A 16,493-nucleotide genomic window follows, 5' to 3' on the forward strand; every position below is an offset into this window, starting at 1 on the left:
ATCACGTCAGCCATTGGTCCACCCTACCCGGCGGGCTCAGAGGGTCGGCCGGTTGACCCAGCAGCCGCGGTGCCAGTGTCGACGGAGGTCGGGGTCATCGGGCGGGACCACCACCATGTGGCCGAGACCCGGTGGGATGGTGCGATTGCAGCCCGGACACACGTAGCCCTTCACGGCGTCGTAGGGCTGGATGAACCGGACTTCGGCCCCCGGGACGTCCGACGGATCGGGCCGGCGGGCCGCTCGTTTGCTCCCGCTCGAACGACGCCGCTTCTTGGCCGCCGAGCCCTTGCGTTTGGCGTTGGCCGGCTTCGCCCGGTGACGCTTCTCCTTGGCGTTGGGTCCCTTGCTCTTGCCCGGATCCCGTGACGACTTCGGTCGAGACATCAGGCAAACAGGGCCCAGACGAGGAGGGCGACGACCGCGACGACGCTTGCGGCCACGAAGTAGTAGTCGAACGTGCTTCGTCGGTGTTGGCGCCTCGGGTCGAATCCCACCCAGCCATTATGGGTGCTGTTCGCCACATCGGGTGTGGTTCGGCGACCGGGCTGACATCCTCAGCGGATGCGTTCTACCGAGATGGCCGTCTTGACCGGTCGTGTTCGCTCCCTGGTGGTCGGGGTCACAGCGACGCTGCTGATCGCGGGGTGTGCGGCGGCGACGACGCCCGAGGTGACCAACGGCGATCCGGTCCTCGAACAGGGTCGCGAGCTCTACATCCGTCAGTGCTCGTCGTGTCACGGCTCCGACGGCGGTGGCGGGCGTGGCACGAAGCTCAACGACGGTGCGGTGCTCGCCGCCTACCCCGACATCGCCGATCAGCTGGTGGTGGTGAGCGAGGGCAGGAACGCCATGCCGGCGTTCGGCGGGCGGTTCGACGACGCCGAGCTCGACGCAGTGGTCCGCTACACCCGCGAGGTGCTGGCAGAGAGCGGCGGCTCGGACGGCTGACCGCCACCGAAACGGGCTTCGAGGCCGACGGCCGGAGCCGTCGGCTACAGCTCGATCGTCGCCGTCTCGCGGCGCTGGTGCGAGGCGACTCGGGAGAGGACCGACGGCCCTGCCATCGCTCGTTCATAGGAATCGAGCAGTGCCCTGATCGTCGGCTCGATCGGGCCGAGGAACTCCGAGAGCAGCGGTGCATCTCGTTCGAGATCGGTCCACATCGAGCCGTTCCAGAAGCGCTCGCGTGATGGCATGTCTTCCCGCAGATACCAGCCGGGGAGCATCGGTCGGGGGTCGGATGGCGTCGTCATGTGGACTCTGACGGCACGCCCGCGAGGCCGGTTGATCGATTGGTGAGCATCACCCAGCGCAGCGGCCATGGGGCTGAACCAAACGGCCCATGGCGGCTGGGTGATCGATGCAGTACCGGCGTGGGTCGTGAGTGTCAGTGCCCGCCGCTAGTGTGCGAGACCTCGGTGGGTTCGCCCCCTCTTCGTTGCCAACGGACAGGGAACTCCCCGTGTTTGCTTGCATACCCACCGCCGTGGTCGAAGGTGTCGACGGGCTCGCCGTCCACGTCGAGATCAAGACTGGGCCCGGCCTCCCGGCCATGAACATCATCGGCATGCCCGATACCTCGTGTCGCGAGGCCACCGATCGGGTGCGGGCGGCGCTGCTGTCGTCGGGCCTCGACTGGCCGCAGATTCGGCTCACCGTCAACCTGTCGCCGAGCGGCGTGCGAAAGACCGGTGCGGGCTTCGACCTCGCCATCGCGCTCGGCGTGCTGGTGGTGAGCGAGCAGCTCACGCCCGAGTCGGTGCAGGGGCTCGGCGCCCTCGGCGAGCTCGGGCTCGACGGGTCGCTGCGACCGGTCAACGGCATGGTGGCGCTGGCCCACGCCGTTCCCGCGGGCCGGGTGATCGTGCCGGATGCCCAGGGGTCGAGCGTGGCGGCGGTTCGACCGGGCGAAGCCATCTCGGCTCGGTCACTACGCGAGGTGTTCGACGCCCTGTCCGGCGAGGGTGCCCCGCTGGCATTGGCGACCACCAGTCCTCACGATCCGTCCGATGACGAGCCTCGGCTCGAGCTGGCCGAGGTCCGGGGTCAGATGCTGGCACGACGGGCACTCGAGATCGCCGCCGCCGGTGGTCACCACCTCCTGATGGTCGGGCCGGCAGGCGCCGGCAAGAGCATGTTGGCGGCGCGCCTGCCGGCGTTGTTACCCGATCTCGACCTCGACGAGGCGGTATCGGTCACCAAGGTTCACTCGGTGGCGGGCGCTCGGATCCCCGACAGTGGCCTCCTGCGGCGACCACCGTTCCGGGCGCCACACCATGGGGCTTCGGCGGTTGCGCTGATCGGCGGCGGGTCCCACACGATTCGGCCCGGCGAGATCTCGATGGCTAGCAATGGTGTGTTGTTCCTCGACGAGATGGGCGAGTTCCCGGTGGCGGTGCTCGAAGCGCTCCGCCAACCGCTCGAGGAAGGAGTGGTGCGCGTGGCCAGGGCGAACTCGAGTGCGGTCATGCCAGCACGCTTCCAACTCGTTGGCGCCATGAATCCCTGTCCATGCGGCGAGGCCCGCCCCGGTCGTACCTGTCGCTGCAACGACGTGGCCCGTGCTCGTTATGCCCGTCGGCTCAGCGGACCCCTGCTCGACCGTTTCGATCTGCGGATCGAGGTCGAACCGCCGGATCCGCATCTCCTGATCGGTGAATCGCCGCACGAGACCACTGCCGTGGTGGCCCATCGGGTCGCCTTGGCACGCGAGATCGCCCACGGTCGCGGGTTGCGCTGCAACGCCGAGCTGGCAGCACGCGACCTCGACACGCTGGCGCCCCTCACCAGCGACGCCCGGCGATTGATCGAGGCCACGCTCTTGCGGGGGCTGCTGAGCGGGCGTGGCGTACGACGGGTGCGCACCGTGGCCCGGACGGTGGCCGATCTCGCCGGCTGCGACGGCCCGGTGGGGGAGGAAGCGATCGCCACGGCGATGGCGCTTCGCGCCACCCCGTTCTCGGTGGTGGGGGCATGATGAGCGACGATGAACGGGCGGCGCGCGTGGCGCTGTCGCAACTCGAGGGTGTCGGTCCGGCGCGGCTGCGCTGGCTGATGGGGGAGCGATCGGCGGCGATGACGCTGCACGGGCTGCGCCGAGGGTCGCTCCCGATCGATGATGGTGCACCACCTCGGGGGGTGAACGCTGCACTGGTCGCCCGATGGCAGGCGGCCGCCCGCACCGTCGACGCCGAAGCCGCGCTCGCACGACATCGATCGAGTGGTATCGAGGTACTCGTCCCCGGCGACCCGCACTGGCCCTTCAGCAGCGATCCCGAGCCACCATCCGTGCTGTATGTCTGGGGAAACCCTGGCTCGCTCCATGGGCGGCCGAGGGCGGCGATCGTCGGCACCAGGCGCTGTACCGATCTCGGGCGGGGCATCGCGAACGACCTCGGGGCGGAGCTGGCAACGGCCGGCGTCGACGTGGTCAGCGGTCTTGCGTTGGGGATCGACGGCGCCGCCCATGCCGGCACGGTGGGGGCCTGCCGTGTCCTGACCCACCAGGGCGCACCCTGCGGTCTCCCGATCGCCGTCGTGGCCAACGGACTCGATCGGGTGTCGCCGCGGTTCCACCGGGCGCTGACCGAGCAGGTGGCGAGCCTCGGTGCGGTGGTGAGTGAATCACCGCTCGGCACCAACGGCGATCGCTGGCGCTTCCCCGCCCGCAATCGACTGATCGCCGGACTCAGCGATGTGGTGATCGTGGTCGAGAGCCACGCCAAGGGTGGCGCCTTGATCACGGTCGACGAAGCCATCGAACGCCAGGTGCCGGTGATGGCCGTGCCGGGTTCGATCCGCTCTGCGGCCTCGAGCGGCACCAATCGGCTGCTGGTCGACGGAGCGGTGCCGCTGTGTTCCGTCGCCGATGCGCTCGCCGTTCTCGGCGTCGGAACCCAGTCGTCGTCGCAGGGTGTGCTGTTCGACGATGCGTCGAGCGTCGACACCGGCACGTCGGGCCATTCCGGGTCGGCGAGCGATACCCCGCTCCAACGATCACTGCTCGCCGAGCTGGCGGTCGGCTCCATGTCGATCGATCGTTTGGTGGCGGTCAGCGGTCACGGCCTCGCCGAGGTGATGATGGCCATCCAACACCTGGCGGTCGCCGGCCGGGTCGGCCAGGTCGGTTCGACCGTCTCGCTGTCGTCCGAAGCCCGGCGAACGCCCGGATAGGTTGGAGCCGTGACCACCGCTGCGCACGCCCGCTACCTCGAAGCCCTTGGATTCACCCAGGTGCGTGCCGATGGAGCCTCGACGCGTGACGACATCGAGGTCATCCCGGACCGGTCGCCGGTCGACGCAACGACGGCCGAACGATCAACGTTTTCTGAAAACCTTTCGCCAAATACTCACAAAGAGTGGTCAAGTGCCGACGGAGAGTGGGAGCGATTGCTGACGGGTGTGGCCCGTGGCAGCGCGACGACAACTGGAGGACCACACACCTTGGCGGGAGACGTGGCGAGTATCGAAACCGAAACCGATCTGGCAGAAGTCTGGCAGCGGTACAAACAGAAGCATCACCAGGCGGACCGCGACCAGCTGATCGTCTACTACGCACCGTTGGTGAAGTTCGTTGCGTCGCGTATTGCTGCCGGTCTTCCTCAGAACGTCGACCAGGCCGACCTCGTCAGCTACGGCATGTTCGGCTTGATCGACGCGATCACCAAGTTCGATCTCGACCGCGGGTTCAAGTTCGAGACGTACGCCATCTCGCGCATCAAGGGGGCAGTGCTCGACGAGCTGCGCTCGATCGATTGGGTCCCGAGGTCGGTGCGAGCCAAGGCGAAGTCGGTCGAGCGGGCGATGGCCAAGCTCGAGTCCGAGTTCCATCGCGCCCCGACCGACGAAGAGATCGCCGCTGAGCTCGGCATGACCGACCAGCAGTTGACCAACATCTACAACCAGATCTCGAGCCTGGGCCTCGTTGCCCTCGACGAGATGCTCGGTGGTGGAGGCGATTCGATGACCTTCGGCGACACGCTCGCCGACCGTCACGACGGTCCAGGCGGTGTCTATGAGCGGGTCGAGATGCGCCAGACGCTGGCCGACGCCGTGAACCGTATGGGTGAGCGAGAGAAGATCGTGCTCACGCTGTACTACTACGAGAGCCTCACGCTGGCCGAGATCGGGCGGGTGCTCGGTGTCACCGAGAGCCGCGTCTGCCAGATCCACACCAAGGCCGTCCTCCAGCTGCGATCCAAACTGACGGCAAACGAGCGAGAAGCGGTCTGATCCAGCCTCGCTCGCCAGCGGACGCCGTCGCCCGACGGATGTGTCCGACCTCCAGCTTCCCCCCCCAATCACTGCACTTCCCCCAGCGTGAGCGTTCGCCCGACGGCGAACCGAACCAGGTGGTGTGTGCATGGTCGGAATCGGGTGCGGATGCACCGTCGCCGCAGGCGACGTAGGCACTGTCGCCGCAGGGGATGTAGGCACAGGGGATGAGTGCGTCAGCGGTGTTCGTGACGGCGGTCGCTGGGTGCGCTGTCGTCGGGCTGCTCCTTGCCGGGCCATTCGTTGTCGGGCCGTTCGTTTGCCGGCCCCGACTCAAGTTGCTGCGGCGCTGCTCAGCGTTCTCGCCGTTCTCGCCGTCGGGTCGGTCCCGGTGTCCGCCAGTGCCGGGCGTTCGGTCGAGTCCGGACACGGCGAGGCGTGGATCGTCCCGGTCGATGCCGGCGTAGTCGACGAGTTTCGGCCGCCGGCGAATCGATACGCCGCGGGCAACCGTGGCATCGAGTACGCCACGAGTTCGGGCGATCCCGTGGTTGCGGTGGCTGACGGTCGAGTGGTGTTCGCCGGCGCCGTCGGTGGAGCGAAGCACGTCACCATCGATCACGGCAACGGCCTGCGCTCGACCTCGGCGTTTGTCGAGACGGTGCTCGTCGTGCGAGGGCAACACGTGGCGCAGGGCGACCTCATCGCTCGCGCCGGTCCGGGCTTCCACCTGACGGCACGGCTCGGTGACACCTACATCGACCCAGCACTGCTGTTCGCCGGCGCCGAGGTGATCCTTGCGCTCACCCCGGGGCCGGCGAGCAATGGCCGTTCGGCGCCGGTCGAGACCGCTCGCACTTGGAGCCTCCCAGGCGTCGAGGTGGTCGGCCGGGCGTTGGCCGATGCCGTCACCTTTCGACACAGCGCCGAGTTGGGGCTGGAGGTCGTGCGGCGGTGGCAAACACAAGACTGCGATTCGGGGCACGGAGGGGCGATCGGCGGACGAGGAGCCGATGGTCGCCCGATCAACGGCGGGAGCGTCGAGGGTGTCAGCGGTGAAAGCGCTGGTGCCGACGAGGCAGATCTCGAAGGTGTGAGTGGCGAAGGCGCAGGTGGAGACGCAGCGGGAGGCGGTGAAGCGGTCGCGCTTGGTGCCGACGTTCCTGCGGCCGGGCGTGTCGTCATCCAGGTAGGAGGGCTGGGCTCGTCCAGCGACGACGCATCGATCGGCCAGCTCGATCTGGTGGGACTTGGCTACGACCCGGGAGACATCGTCGGGTTCTCCTACGCCGGTGGGTGCACGCCGTCGCCGTTCGGTCTCGATCCGATCGGGGGTAGTTCGCTTGCGGTTGCACTCGGGTCGCAGCCGTATGGGCCGTCGGACACCTACGCCGATGTCGATCTGGCTGCCGGTCGCCTGGCCGACCTGATCGAGGCGGTGGCTGTCGCCCGTCCCGGGCAGCCGATCGACATCGCCGCACACAGCCTCGGGGGCGTGGTTGCCCGTCGGGCACTCGAGCTGCTCGTCGAGCGGCCGGGCGCCGTGCTGCCGTCGACGGTCGTGACCATCGGCTCACCGCATCAGGGCGTCAACCTGGCCGACGCCGCACTTGCGGTCGAGCCGGGGTCGGTTACGTCAGCTGCGCTTGATGCCATTGGTCCGGTGAGTGACGTGTGGGACGCCATCTCGGTTGCGCAGGTGGCCTCGACAGGGCCGCTGGCGCTCGAGCCGCCGTCGCCCCCACCCGAGGGCGTGCGGGTCGTGTCGATCGGGGGCTCGACCGATCTCGTCGTTCCCCTCTCGGCAACCTGGTGGGACGGTGCCACCAACGTGATCGTGCCGGCCGACGTAGCCGACGCCCCCGGCCTCCACAGCGAGCTCCCGGGCCTGTCCATCGTTGGCGATGAGTTCGGTCGAGTGATCGCCGGTCGGCTGCCCGGCTGTCGTTCGCTGGCCGAGCACTTGATCGCCGTCGCCCAGACCGGTGTGATCCAGGAAGCCGAAGACCTGGTCGCTACGGGTCTCGGCATCATCGCCCTCGTCGACTGACTCCGCTCGCCGCGCCGAGACACCCCCGTTCTGTGCGCCATTCTCACCGCCCCCACCCGTTCTGTGCGTCAGAGTCACCGCGCCCACCCGTTCTGTGCGTCAGAGTTCCCGCAGCCGGGAAGTTTGACGCACAGAACGGGGATCGCGAGGTGTTTGACGCACAGAACGGTCAGGAGCGGAACGGTCAGGGCCAGAACGTTCGGGGCCAGAACGGGGTGGCGTGCGAGGTTGGGTGGGTGTCCCGATAGGCTGCCACTCCGGTCTGGAACGTCCAGGTCGTTTTCATTTCGCAAGTGGTGCACATCCACGGTCACGCCTCGGCGTGCAACACCGCTTGTTCTCTCAACCGGAGGAAATCACGTGACTGCAGTCGTCACCATGAAGCAGCTCCTCGACGCGGGTGTCCACTTCGGGCACCAGACCCGTCGCTGGAACCCGAAGATGAAGCGGTTCATCCACGGCGAGCGTGGGGGCATCTACGTCCTCGACCTCGTCCAGACGCTTCAGCGCATCGAGAAGGCCTACATCTTCGTCCGCGACACCGTCGCCGAGGGTGGCACCGTGCTCTTCGTCGGCACCAAGAAGCAGGCGCAGGAGCCCATCAAGCGTCACGCCCAGTCGGTCGGGATGCCCTACGTCAACCAGCGTTGGCTCGGCGGCATGCTCACCAACTACCAGACCATCTCGAAGCGAGTGTCGAAGCTGGTCGAGTACGAGCGCATGCGCGCCGCCGGCGAGTTCGAGCAGATGCCGAAGAAGGAAGCCCTGCTCTACACCCGTGAGCTCGAGAAGCTCGACCGCAACATCGGCGGTATCAAGACCATGGCGAAGTCGCCCGACGTGGTGTTCATTCTCGACACCATCAAGGAACACATCGCAGTCACCGAGGCTCGCAAGCTGAACATCCCGATCGTCGCCGTCGTCGACACCAACGTCGACCCCGACCTCATCACCTTCCCGATCCCGGGCAACGACGACGCCATCCGCTCGGCCGAGCTGATGACCCGTGTCATCGCCGAGGCCATCGCCGAGGGCAAGCTCATGTACGCCTCCAAGCACGGCGTGCCCACGGCCCCGGCCGAGGTCATCGAGCGCTCGCCCGAGGAAGAGGCCGAGTTCGCCGCCCGTCAGGAAGCCGCCCGTTCCGCCGCTGCCGCCGAGGCCGCAGCCCGCGAGGCCCGCCTCGCTGCCGCCAAGGCCGCCGAGCAGGCCGAAGCCGCCGAGGCTGCCGCTGCTGCTGCCGAAGCCCCGGCCGCCGAAGCTGCCGCCGAGGAGGCTCCCGCCGAGGAAGCTGCCGCCGAGTCCGCATCCGACGACGCAGCCGAGAGCTGATCGTCCCGCATCACGAATCCATTCGAGAGGAACGTTTCATGGCTGATTTCAGCGCGAAAGACGTGCAAGAACTTCGGAAGTCGACCGGCGCCGGCATGATGGACGCCAAGCGCGCCCTGGTCGATTCGGGCGGCGACTTCGACGGCGCCGTCCAGATCCTTCGTGAAAAGGGGCTGGCCAAGGCCGCCACCCGAGCGGATCGCGAGAACGCCGAAGGCGTCATTGCTATCGCCCAGGACGACACCGGCGCTGCACTCGTGCAGCTCAAGTCCGAGACCGACTTCTCCGCGAAGTCCGACGCCTTCCAGGCGCTGGTCCAGGAGCTGGCCGACCTCGTGCTGGCCAAGGGCCCCGAGGCCGTTGCCGAGAAGCAAGAGGCCATCGAAGACCTCAAGCTCGTCATCAAGGAAAACATCGAGATCGGCACCGTCGAGCGCTTCCTCGCCTCCGACGGCAAGACCATCGATGCCTACCTCCACGGCGGCGGTCGCGCCGGTGTGCTGGTCGAGGGTGAAGGTGTCGACGCCGACACGCTCCACGAGGTGGCGCTCAACGTGGCGTTCGCCAAGCCCACCTACTTGACCCGCGAGGATGTCCCGGCCGACGAGGTTGCGAAGGAGCGCTCCGCGCTGCTCGACATCACCAAGAGCGAGGGCAAGCCAGAAGCAGCGTGGGAGAAGATCGTCGACGGCCGCCTGAATTCCTGGTTCGGCGAGCGCGTCCTGCTCGAGCAGGGCGTCCTCGGCGAGAAGGAGACCGTGTCGCAGCGCATCGGGAGTGGTTCGATCACTCGATTCGTGCTGTCCACGATCGGCTGACCTCTCGCTACTCGCTGCCCGCTTGGGCAGCTGCACGTTGCCCGCTTGGGCAATCGTCAGCATCGTTGAAATCGACCGAGCCCTGGGCGATAACCTCGCCCGGGGCTCGGTCGCGTCTCGACCCGGCCCGCTCGAACTCTCGAAGGAGCACGCATGGCAGATCAATCGACTCTCCGGTGGAAACGGGTCCTGCTGAAGGTCTCGGGCGAGGCCTTCGCCGGCGACAAGGGCATCGGGATCGATGGTGCGGTCGTCCAGCGCATTGCCGAAGACATCATGGATGCCCGGTACAACCTGGGTGCCGAGATGGCGATCGTGGTCGGCGGCGGCAACATCTGGCGAGGGATGACCGGCGCCGAGGGTGGGCTCGACCGGGCCCAGGCCGACTACATGGGCATGCTGGCGACCGTGATGAACGCGTTGGCGCTCCAGGATGTGCTCGAGCAGCGGGGCGTTCCCACTCGGGTCCAGTCGGCCATCCGGATGCCGCAGGTCGCCGAGGAGTACATCCGCCGCCGGGCCATTCGCCACCTCGAGAAGGGCCGTGTGGTCATCTTCGCTGCCGGCACCGGCAACCCCTTCTTCACCACGGACACCACGGCGGCACTGCGGGCCGTCGAGATCGACGCCGACGTGCTGATCAAGGGCACGCACGGCGGGGTCGACGGCATCTACACCGCCGATCCGCGGGTCGACGCGTCGGCCACCAAGATCGATGAGCTGACTTACCTCGACGTCCTCAACGACGGTCTGAAGGTGATGGATTCCACCGCCATCACCCACAGCATGGACAACGACATGCCGATCGTCGTGTTCGACCTGTTGGGCGATGGCAACCTGCGTTCCCTGCTCTGTGGCGAATCCATCGGTACGCTGGTCTCATGAGTGACGAGCTGATCGAACTGGTGCTGGACGACGCGAGCGATCGTATGGCCAAGGCGATCACCCACGCGAAGCAGGAATTCTCCAAGATCCGAAGTGGCCGCGCCGCCCCTCAGCTGGTCGAACGTATTCGAGCCGAGGCCTACGGTGTCGAAATGGCCATCCTCGAGCTGGCGTCGATCTCGGTGCCGGAAGCTCGTCAGCTGGCCATCACACCCCACGATCCGGCCAATATCGACGCCATCGAGCGAGCCATCCGCAACTCCGACCTCGGACTGTCGCCCTCCAGCGATGGGCGCTCGATCCGTCTCAACTTCCCGCCGCTCACCGAAGAGCGCCGCAAGGAGCTGGTCCGGTTGGTGAAGTCGATGGCCGAAGACGGCCGGGTCGCCATCCGCAACGTTCGTCGAGAGGCCCGAAAGGAACTCGAGGCGGCCGAGAAGGACGGTCAGATGTCGAAGGACGATCTCGACCGGTCCGAGAAGGAACTCGACAAGACCACCCAGGCGGCGGAAGCTCAGATCGATGCCGCACTCGAGGACAAGGAATCCGAGCTCCTCGAGGTCTGATCGGCTGGAGGTGCACCTACGCACCGACAGCACCCCGAACACCATCGAGTGGTGCGGCGCACCGCTCATCTGCCAAGGAACGAGATGGCCCCCAACGTGAGCGACGACACCGAACCAGAGACCACCAGCAGTTCGCAGGCGCCCGGGATCTTCGACTTCGATCCGCCGCCAGAGTACGACCCCAACAAGTTCGGACCCGTGCCGATCGTGTCGCTCGACGAGGTCGTGATCGAACCCGATCCGGTGGTGCCGACGGCGGCACCGGTCGATCTGCCGCACTGGACCGAGCCCGCCACGGGCCAGGTCCCGAAGGTGGTGGCCTCCTCCGGTGACGAGAACTGGAGCGACCTCGGTGGTCCGCGATGGCATGGCGAGGGCCCCGAGTGGGCAGGCGACGATCTGGATGTCGTGCTCGGCGACGCACCGAGGAAGAAGGTCGTCATCGACGACGACGTCCTCCCCGAGGAATTCGACGAATCGTCCGCCGGCGATCCCCAACGCGTGGCACCCGCACGGGCTCGCGCCACTCGCCCCAGCCGACTCGATGCCCCCACCGGTGAACGCAACATTCCTCAAGCCATCGGCGTTGGGCTGGCGTTGGCCGCGGTCGCGCTGCTCATCTTCCGGCGCGAGAGCAATCTGCCGGCGTTGGCGCTCATCACGGTCGTCGCCGTCCTCGCTGCCGTCGAAGCCTTCGACGCGATGCGCCGAGCGGGCAGCCATCCGGCCACGCTCCTCGGGCTCGTTGCCACCGCTGCGCTCCCGGTGTCAGTTTACTACCGGGGTGATGCCGCGTTCGCGATGGTGCTCGCGCTGATGGTCGTGTTCGGGGCGCTCTGGTACCTGTCCGGTGCCGACACCCAGCGACCGGCGCTCAATCTGGGCCTGACGTTCCTCGGTGTCGGGTGGATCGGTGTCACCGCCGGATTCGCCGGGCTGCTACTCAAGCTCGAAGACGGCAGTTCGATGATCGTCGCCGCCATCGTCTGTACGGCGGTCTACGACACCGGCGCCTTGGCCGGCGGATCGGTCTTCGGCCGGCCCGGCCACAAGTTCCACTCCGCCAGCCCCAACAAGACCTGGGAAGGCACCATCACCGGTGTGCTCGCCGCCGTCGCTGCCGGGGCCGTCATGGGGATCCTCGACGTCTCGCCCTTCAGCATCAAGATCGAGCACGCCGTGATCCTCGGCCTGCTCGCCGGCATCATGGCCCCGATCGGCGATCTCACCGAGTCGATGGTCAAGCGAGATCTCGGTGTGAAGGACATGGGGAACATCCTCCCCGGTCACGGCGGCGTGCTCGATCGCATCGACGGGCTGTTGTTCGTCCTTCCGGCGACGTACTACCTCGCGCTCCTTCTCGATCTCGCATGAGCGACGGCCCGAGCACGGTCGCCGTCGTCGGCTCCACCGGCTCGATCGGCACGCAGACCATCGACGTCGTCAAGGACGAGCCGGATCGCTACGAGATCGTCGCGCTCGCCGCCGGCCGCTCGGTCGACCATCTGATCGAGCAGGCACTCGCCGTCAGGCCGCAGTTCGTGGCGATCGCCGATCCGGATCTCGGTCCTCGGCTGCGTGAGGCGCTGCCCGCCGAGATCGAGGTCGGCGCCGGTGTCGAGGCACTGGCAGAGTGCGCCCGTATGGCCGACGTCACCGTGAACGGCGTGGTCGGTTTCGCCGGCCTCACCGTCACCCTCGCTGCGCTCGAGGCGGGCAAGCGGCTCGCCTTGGCCAACAAGGAGTCGCTGATCGCCGCCGGCCCGGTCGTGCAGCAGGCCCGCCGCACGCCGGGTGCAGAACTGGTACCGGTCGACTCCGAACATGCCGCCGTCCACCAGTGCCTGCGATCGAACGACGTGCCGAAACGCCTCGCCCGGATCCAGCTGACAGCTTCGGGTGGTCCTTTCCGAGGGCGGAGTCGTACCGACCTCGAGACCGTGACCGTCGACGACGCCCTCGCCCATCCCACCTGGTCGATGGGGCCGAAGATCACCGTCGATTCCTCGACCCTCATGAACAAGGGACTCGAGGTCATCGAGGCCAATGAGCTGTTCGGGCGACCCGCCGGCGACGCCGGGCACGACATCGGCCTCGACGAGATCGACGTGGTGGTCCACCCCCAGTCGATCGTGCACTCCATGGCCACGTTCACCGACGGGTCGACGATCGCCCAGCTCTCGTTGCCGACCATGAAGCTGCCGATCGCCTACGCCCTCGCCTACCCGGATCGTGGAGGCGTCGCCTATGGCGCCATCGATTGGACCACGCTCGGCCGGATCGACTTCGAACCGCCCGACCTCGACGCCTTCCCCTGTCTCGGTCTTGCGTACGCCGCGGGTCGCCTCGGCGGAACGGCACCGGCCTGGCTGAGTGCAGCCAACGAGGTCGCCGTCGACGCATTCCTACAGGGTCGGATCCGTTGGGTCGATATTGCTGACGTCAACGAGGTGGTCCTCAGCATGCATGATGGTGGAAATGGATTGACCCTCGACGGGGTTCTCGACGGTGACGCCGCGGCTCGTGCCCATGCTGCGGCCATCGTCGCTGGAAAGGAACATGCGTGACCAGCGCCACCGATCTGCAACAGATGAACCCTCCCGACCCCGAACAGCGTCGCGGCTCGTGGGTGATGGGCGATCCGGTCGACGCACCCGACGCCGAACCGGCGTCGAACCCGCTCGGTCTCATCATGCTCGTGGGGCTGTTCGCGTTCTTGTACTTCGCCGCCGGACCCCGCTACTTCCTGGTGGTCGTCGGCCTGGTCATCATGATCTTCCTGCACGAACTCGGTCACTTCATGACCGCTCGCTGGACCGGCATGAAGGCCACCCAGTTCTTCCTCGGCATGGGACCTCGCATCTGGTCGTTCAAACGGGGTGAGGTCGAGTACGGCGTGCGAGCCATTCCCGCCGGGGCGTTCGTCCGCATCATCGGCATGAACAACCTCGATCCGGTCCCGCCGGGCGACGAGCCCCGGGCCTACAAGAACCAGGCCTACTGGAAGCGCATGGTGGTCATCACCGCCGGATCGATGATGCACTTCCTCCAGGCCATCGTGCTGTTCACGCTGCTGTACTCGGTGGTCGGTGTGCCGAGGCTTCCCACCGGTGCATGGACCGTCGGGGAGATCTCCGGCCTGACCACCGGTGAAGTGCCGGCCGTGGCGGCCGGGATCGAGCCGGGTGACACGATCGTGTCGATCGACGGCGTCCCGATCCCGACGTGGGACGATCTGCGCCCGGCGGTCGAGGACCGGGCGGGTGAAGAAGTCACCATCGTCGTCGGCAAGGCCGACGGCACGACCACCACGTCGACGGTCGAACTGGTGGAGTACACCGACCCCGACGGCACCACCCGAGGGTTCATCGGCATCGGACCCACCTTCGACCGCGTCACCTACGGGCCGCTCGCGGGCGCCGAGCAGTTCGGCTCGATGTTCGTCCAGACGCTCGGGTTCATTCCCGACTTCCTCAGCCCGTCGACCTTCGGGCGGCTTGCCTCGGCGGTCTTCGACTCGAACTCGGGCACCGATCCCGACACCGGCGAGATCGAGGACCGGCCGATCTCGGTAGTCGGCGCCGTCCGGATCGCCGGGAATCCGGGCTTCGATTGGTCGATCCCGATCGAGATGCTGGCGCTGGTCAACGTCTCGGTCGGCCTCATCAACCTGGTGCCGCTCCTCCCGCTCGATGGGGGCCACGCCGCCATTGCCACCTACGAGAAGCTTCGCTCGCGCAAGGGCCGGCGCCACGAGGTCGATGTGGCCAAGCTGCTGCCACTCACCTACGCCGTCGTGGCGCTGCTGGCGTTCCTGATGATGTCGACGGTCTGGCTCGACATCGTCCAACCCATCGGTTGATCACTCGCCGATAGATTCGACGCATGGACGCTGGAGCGGTCACCTTCCCACGCAAGAAGACCAAGCAGATCATGGTCGGCAATGTGCCGGTCGGTGGCGGAGCCCCGATCACGGTGCAGTCGATGACCATCACCAAGACCGCTGATCACGAAGCCACGCTGCAGCAGATCTACGCACTCGCTGCGGCCGGGTGCGACATCGTGCGCTGCACCTGCAACGAGCCCGAGGCGGCCGTCGGCCTGGCCAAGATCGTGCCCCGGAGCCCGGTGCCGATCGTCGCCGACATCCACCACCAGTACCGGCGTGCGCTCGAAGCCCTCGAAGCCGGGGTCCACTGCCTGCGGCTCAACCCGGGCAACATCCGCAAGCCGGAACACATCAAGGCGGTCGCGCAGGAAGCCAAGGACCGTGGCGTGCCGATCCGGATCGGCGTCAACGGCGGCAGCCTCGACCCCAAGCTCTACGAGAAGTACGGCGGCCGCGTCACGCCCGAGGCCATGGTCGAGTCCGCCCTGCAGGAGATCCGCTACTTCCAGGAGGTCGACTTCGATCTCATCAAGATCTCGGTGAAGGCGTCGAACGTTCCGCTCATGATCGAGGCGTACCGTCAGCTGTCCGATGCTGTGGACTACCCGTTGCACCTCGGCGTCACCGAGGCTGGTCCTCCACCGAATGGCCTGCTCAAGGCCACCGCCGGTATTGCCACGTTGCTGGCCGAAGGCATCGGCGACACCATCCGCTACTCGCTGACCTCCGATCCCGTCGACGAGGCCCGGGCCGGTCGGGCCCTGCTCGAGGCGTTCGGGCTGCGAGAGCGCAAGAACGTCGACCTCATCGCCTGCCCGTCATGTGGTCGGGCCGAGATCGACGTCTACAAGATCGCGGCCGAGGCGCAGGCCGCGTTCGCCGACAAACAGCTCCCGCTCCAGGTGGCCGTGATGGGTTGTGTCGTGAATGGTCCGGGTGAGGCCCGCGACGCCGACATCGGCATCGCCGCCGGCAACAAGCGGGGCCACCTGTTCGTGAAGGGCACGAATGTCGCCGTCGTCCCCGAGCGGGAGATGGTGGCCGCGCTCGTCGAGTGGGCCGAGTTCATCAACGAGCACGGGACCGAGGCGGCCATGGAGCGGGCGGCATCGACCCGTGACCAGGCACGACGGGCCGCCGAAGAGGATCGCGATCGCAATCTCGGCGAACGCGGCGAGGACGCCAACCACACCGAGGTGATCATCTCCGAGATCCAGCGAAAGCGAGACGACTGAGCGGCTCAGCCCTCGCGGTCGGTGCTGCCTTCGTCGGCGCTGTCTTCGTCGGCGCTGTCTTCGTCGACGATTGCGTCCTCGACGACCTCGGCGTCGGCGATCTCCGCTTCGGTGACCTCGTGGTCGCCGACCTCGCCGGTCCTGAACTCGGCACCGCTCGCGTCGTCCTCGATGACCGGCCCATCGATGGCATCGACGTCGGCCTCGGCGTCGGCGTGTGCCGAGCTGGCCTCGATCCGGTCACGGATGGCGGCAAACGGGTCGTCGGCGATCTCGTCTTGGATCATCGAGATCCGTTCTTCTGGGCTGGCAGCGAGCTCACGTTCCTTGCGACTCAGGTCACGATCGAGTGATTCGGTGACGTCGTCGAGCGCCTCGCCGATGTCGGCGGACTCCTTGCGTAGCCAGCGGGTGATCGAGCCCAACAGTCCCATGGCGGCATCTTAGGGTTATGCTGTCGTGGCATGCCGGGTAGGCGTGGGCTCTGGCCCACGCCTTTGT

Annotated in this window: 16 protein-coding genes; 13 read left to right on the forward strand and 3 right to left on the reverse strand. The window is 67.2% G+C overall.

What is annotated here, in order from left to right:
• Nucleotides 1-36 precede the first annotated feature (36 nt).
• Nucleotides 37-387, reverse strand: coding sequence for a hypothetical protein (locus tag R2733_15095; protein MEZ5377831.1), 351 nt, complete (start codon nucleotides 385-387; stop codon nucleotides 37-39).
• A gap of 177 nt (nucleotides 388-564) precedes the next feature.
• On the opposite strand from R2733_15095, the gene R2733_15100 reads away from it, so the two are divergent.
• Nucleotides 565-951 (forward strand): cytochrome c, encoded by a 387-nt coding sequence (locus R2733_15100; GenBank protein MEZ5377832.1) that lies wholly within the window; start codon nucleotides 565-567, stop codon nucleotides 949-951.
• A gap of 44 nt (nucleotides 952-995) precedes the next feature.
• Here R2733_15100 and R2733_15105 read toward each other — a convergent pair whose 3' ends face one another.
• Nucleotides 996-1,256, reverse strand: a complete 261-nt coding sequence (locus R2733_15105; protein MEZ5377833.1) for a hypothetical protein — start codon at nucleotides 1,254-1,256, stop codon at nucleotides 996-998.
• A gap of 209 nt (nucleotides 1,257-1,465) precedes the next feature.
• Here R2733_15105 and R2733_15110 point away from each other — a divergent pair, with 209 nt between their 5' ends.
• From R2733_15110 to ispG, 12 genes are all read left to right on the forward strand, one after another.
• Entirely contained in the window at nucleotides 1,466-2,980 is a 1,515-nt protein-coding gene (locus tag R2733_15110; GenBank protein MEZ5377834.1) for a YifB family Mg chelatase-like AAA ATPase, read from the forward strand.
• Nucleotides 2,980-4,176, forward strand: a complete 1,197-nt coding sequence (locus tag R2733_15115; protein ID MEZ5377835.1) for a DNA-processing protein DprA — start codon at nucleotides 2,980-2,982, stop codon at nucleotides 4,174-4,176. Before R2733_15110 ends, R2733_15115 begins: the two co-directional genes overlap by 1 nt.
• Before the next feature lie 282 nt (nucleotides 4,177-4,458).
• Entirely contained in the window at nucleotides 4,459-5,235 is a 777-nt protein-coding gene (gene whiG, locus R2733_15120; protein ID MEZ5377836.1) for an RNA polymerase sigma factor WhiG, read from the forward strand.
• Between the two features lie 373 nt (nucleotides 5,236-5,608).
• Entirely contained in the window at nucleotides 5,609-7,267 is a 1,659-nt protein-coding gene (locus R2733_15125; protein ID MEZ5377837.1) for a peptidoglycan DD-metalloendopeptidase family protein, read from the forward strand.
• Nucleotides 7,268-7,627: 360 nt separating this feature from the next.
• Nucleotides 7,628-8,599 carry a 30S ribosomal protein S2 gene (rpsB, locus tag R2733_15130; protein ID MEZ5377838.1) on the forward strand — a complete coding sequence of 324 codons (972 nt, stop codon included), beginning with the start codon at nucleotides 7,628-7,630 and terminating at the stop codon, nucleotides 8,597-8,599.
• A 38-nt stretch (nucleotides 8,600-8,637) separates the two neighbouring features.
• The gene (tsf, locus tag R2733_15135; protein MEZ5377839.1) at nucleotides 8,638-9,417 is read left to right on the forward strand and encodes a translation elongation factor Ts; all 780 of its coding nucleotides are present in this window, start codon (nucleotides 8,638-8,640) and stop codon (nucleotides 9,415-9,417) included.
• Between the two features lie 153 nt (nucleotides 9,418-9,570).
• On the forward strand, nucleotides 9,571-10,302 hold the full coding sequence (gene pyrH, locus R2733_15140) for a UMP kinase (GenBank protein MEZ5377840.1): 732 nt from the start codon (nucleotides 9,571-9,573) through the stop codon (nucleotides 10,300-10,302).
• Nucleotides 10,299-10,868: a ribosome recycling factor gene (gene frr / locus R2733_15145; GenBank protein ID MEZ5377841.1), complete on the forward strand. Its 570-nt coding sequence runs from the start codon at nucleotides 10,299-10,301 to the stop codon at nucleotides 10,866-10,868. The genes pyrH and frr overlap by 4 nt, the downstream gene beginning before the upstream one ends.
• 84 nt (nucleotides 10,869-10,952) lie before the next feature.
• Entirely contained in the window at nucleotides 10,953-12,242 is a 1,290-nt protein-coding gene (locus R2733_15150) for a CDP-archaeol synthase (protein ID MEZ5377842.1), read from the forward strand.
• Complete coding sequence (gene dxr / locus R2733_15155) at nucleotides 12,239-13,435, forward strand: 1-deoxy-D-xylulose-5-phosphate reductoisomerase (GenBank protein ID MEZ5377843.1); 1,197 nt, start codon at nucleotides 12,239-12,241, stop codon at nucleotides 13,433-13,435. Before R2733_15150 ends, dxr begins: the two co-directional genes overlap by 4 nt.
• A complete protein-coding gene (locus R2733_15160) occupies nucleotides 13,432-14,730 on the forward strand; it encodes an RIP metalloprotease (GenBank protein MEZ5377844.1) in 1,299 nt (432 codons plus the stop codon). The genes dxr and R2733_15160 overlap by 4 nt, the downstream gene beginning before the upstream one ends.
• Before the next feature lie 23 nt (nucleotides 14,731-14,753).
• On the forward strand, nucleotides 14,754-15,992 hold the full coding sequence (ispG, locus tag R2733_15165) for a flavodoxin-dependent (E)-4-hydroxy-3-methylbut-2-enyl-diphosphate synthase (protein ID MEZ5377845.1): 1,239 nt from the start codon (nucleotides 14,754-14,756) through the stop codon (nucleotides 15,990-15,992).
• A gap of 5 nt (nucleotides 15,993-15,997) precedes the next feature.
• On the opposite strand, the gene R2733_15170 is transcribed toward ispG, so the two are convergent.
• Nucleotides 15,998-16,426 carry a hypothetical protein gene (locus tag R2733_15170; GenBank protein ID MEZ5377846.1) on the reverse strand — a complete coding sequence of 143 codons (429 nt, stop codon included), beginning with the start codon at nucleotides 16,424-16,426 and terminating at the stop codon, nucleotides 15,998-16,000.
• Nucleotides 16,427-16,493: the final 67 nt, after the last annotated feature.

It is taken from the genome of Acidimicrobiales bacterium, assembly GCA_041394265.1.
GTDB lineage: Bacteria > Actinomycetota > Acidimicrobiia > Acidimicrobiales > SZUA-35 > JBBQUN01.

Coding starts and splice junctions, on each gene's coding strand:
- frr (MEZ5377841.1), top strand. CDS start 10,299: ATGAGTGACGAGCTGATCGAACTGGTGCTGGACGACGCGAGCGATCGT.
- R2733_15105 (MEZ5377833.1), bottom strand. CDS start 1,256: ATGACGACGCCATCCGACCCCCGACCGATGCTCCCCGGCTGGTATCTG.
- dxr (MEZ5377843.1), top strand. CDS start 12,239: ATGAGCGACGGCCCGAGCACGGTCGCCGTCGTCGGCTCCACCGGCTCG.
- R2733_15150 (MEZ5377842.1), top strand. CDS start 10,953: ATGGCCCCCAACGTGAGCGACGACACCGAACCAGAGACCACCAGCAGT.
- R2733_15115 (MEZ5377835.1), top strand. CDS start 2,980: ATGAGCGACGATGAACGGGCGGCGCGCGTGGCGCTGTCGCAACTCGAG.
- pyrH (MEZ5377840.1), top strand. CDS start 9,571: ATGGCAGATCAATCGACTCTCCGGTGGAAACGGGTCCTGCTGAAGGTC.
- R2733_15095 (MEZ5377831.1), bottom strand. CDS start 387: ATGTCTCGACCGAAGTCGTCACGGGATCCGGGCAAGAGCAAGGGACCC.
- tsf (MEZ5377839.1), top strand. CDS start 8,638: ATGGCTGATTTCAGCGCGAAAGACGTGCAAGAACTTCGGAAGTCGACC.
- R2733_15100 (MEZ5377832.1), top strand. CDS start 565: ATGCGTTCTACCGAGATGGCCGTCTTGACCGGTCGTGTTCGCTCCCTG.
- ispG (MEZ5377845.1), top strand. CDS start 14,754: ATGGACGCTGGAGCGGTCACCTTCCCACGCAAGAAGACCAAGCAGATC.
- R2733_15170 (MEZ5377846.1), bottom strand. CDS start 16,426: ATGGGACTGTTGGGCTCGATCACCCGCTGGCTACGCAAGGAGTCCGCC.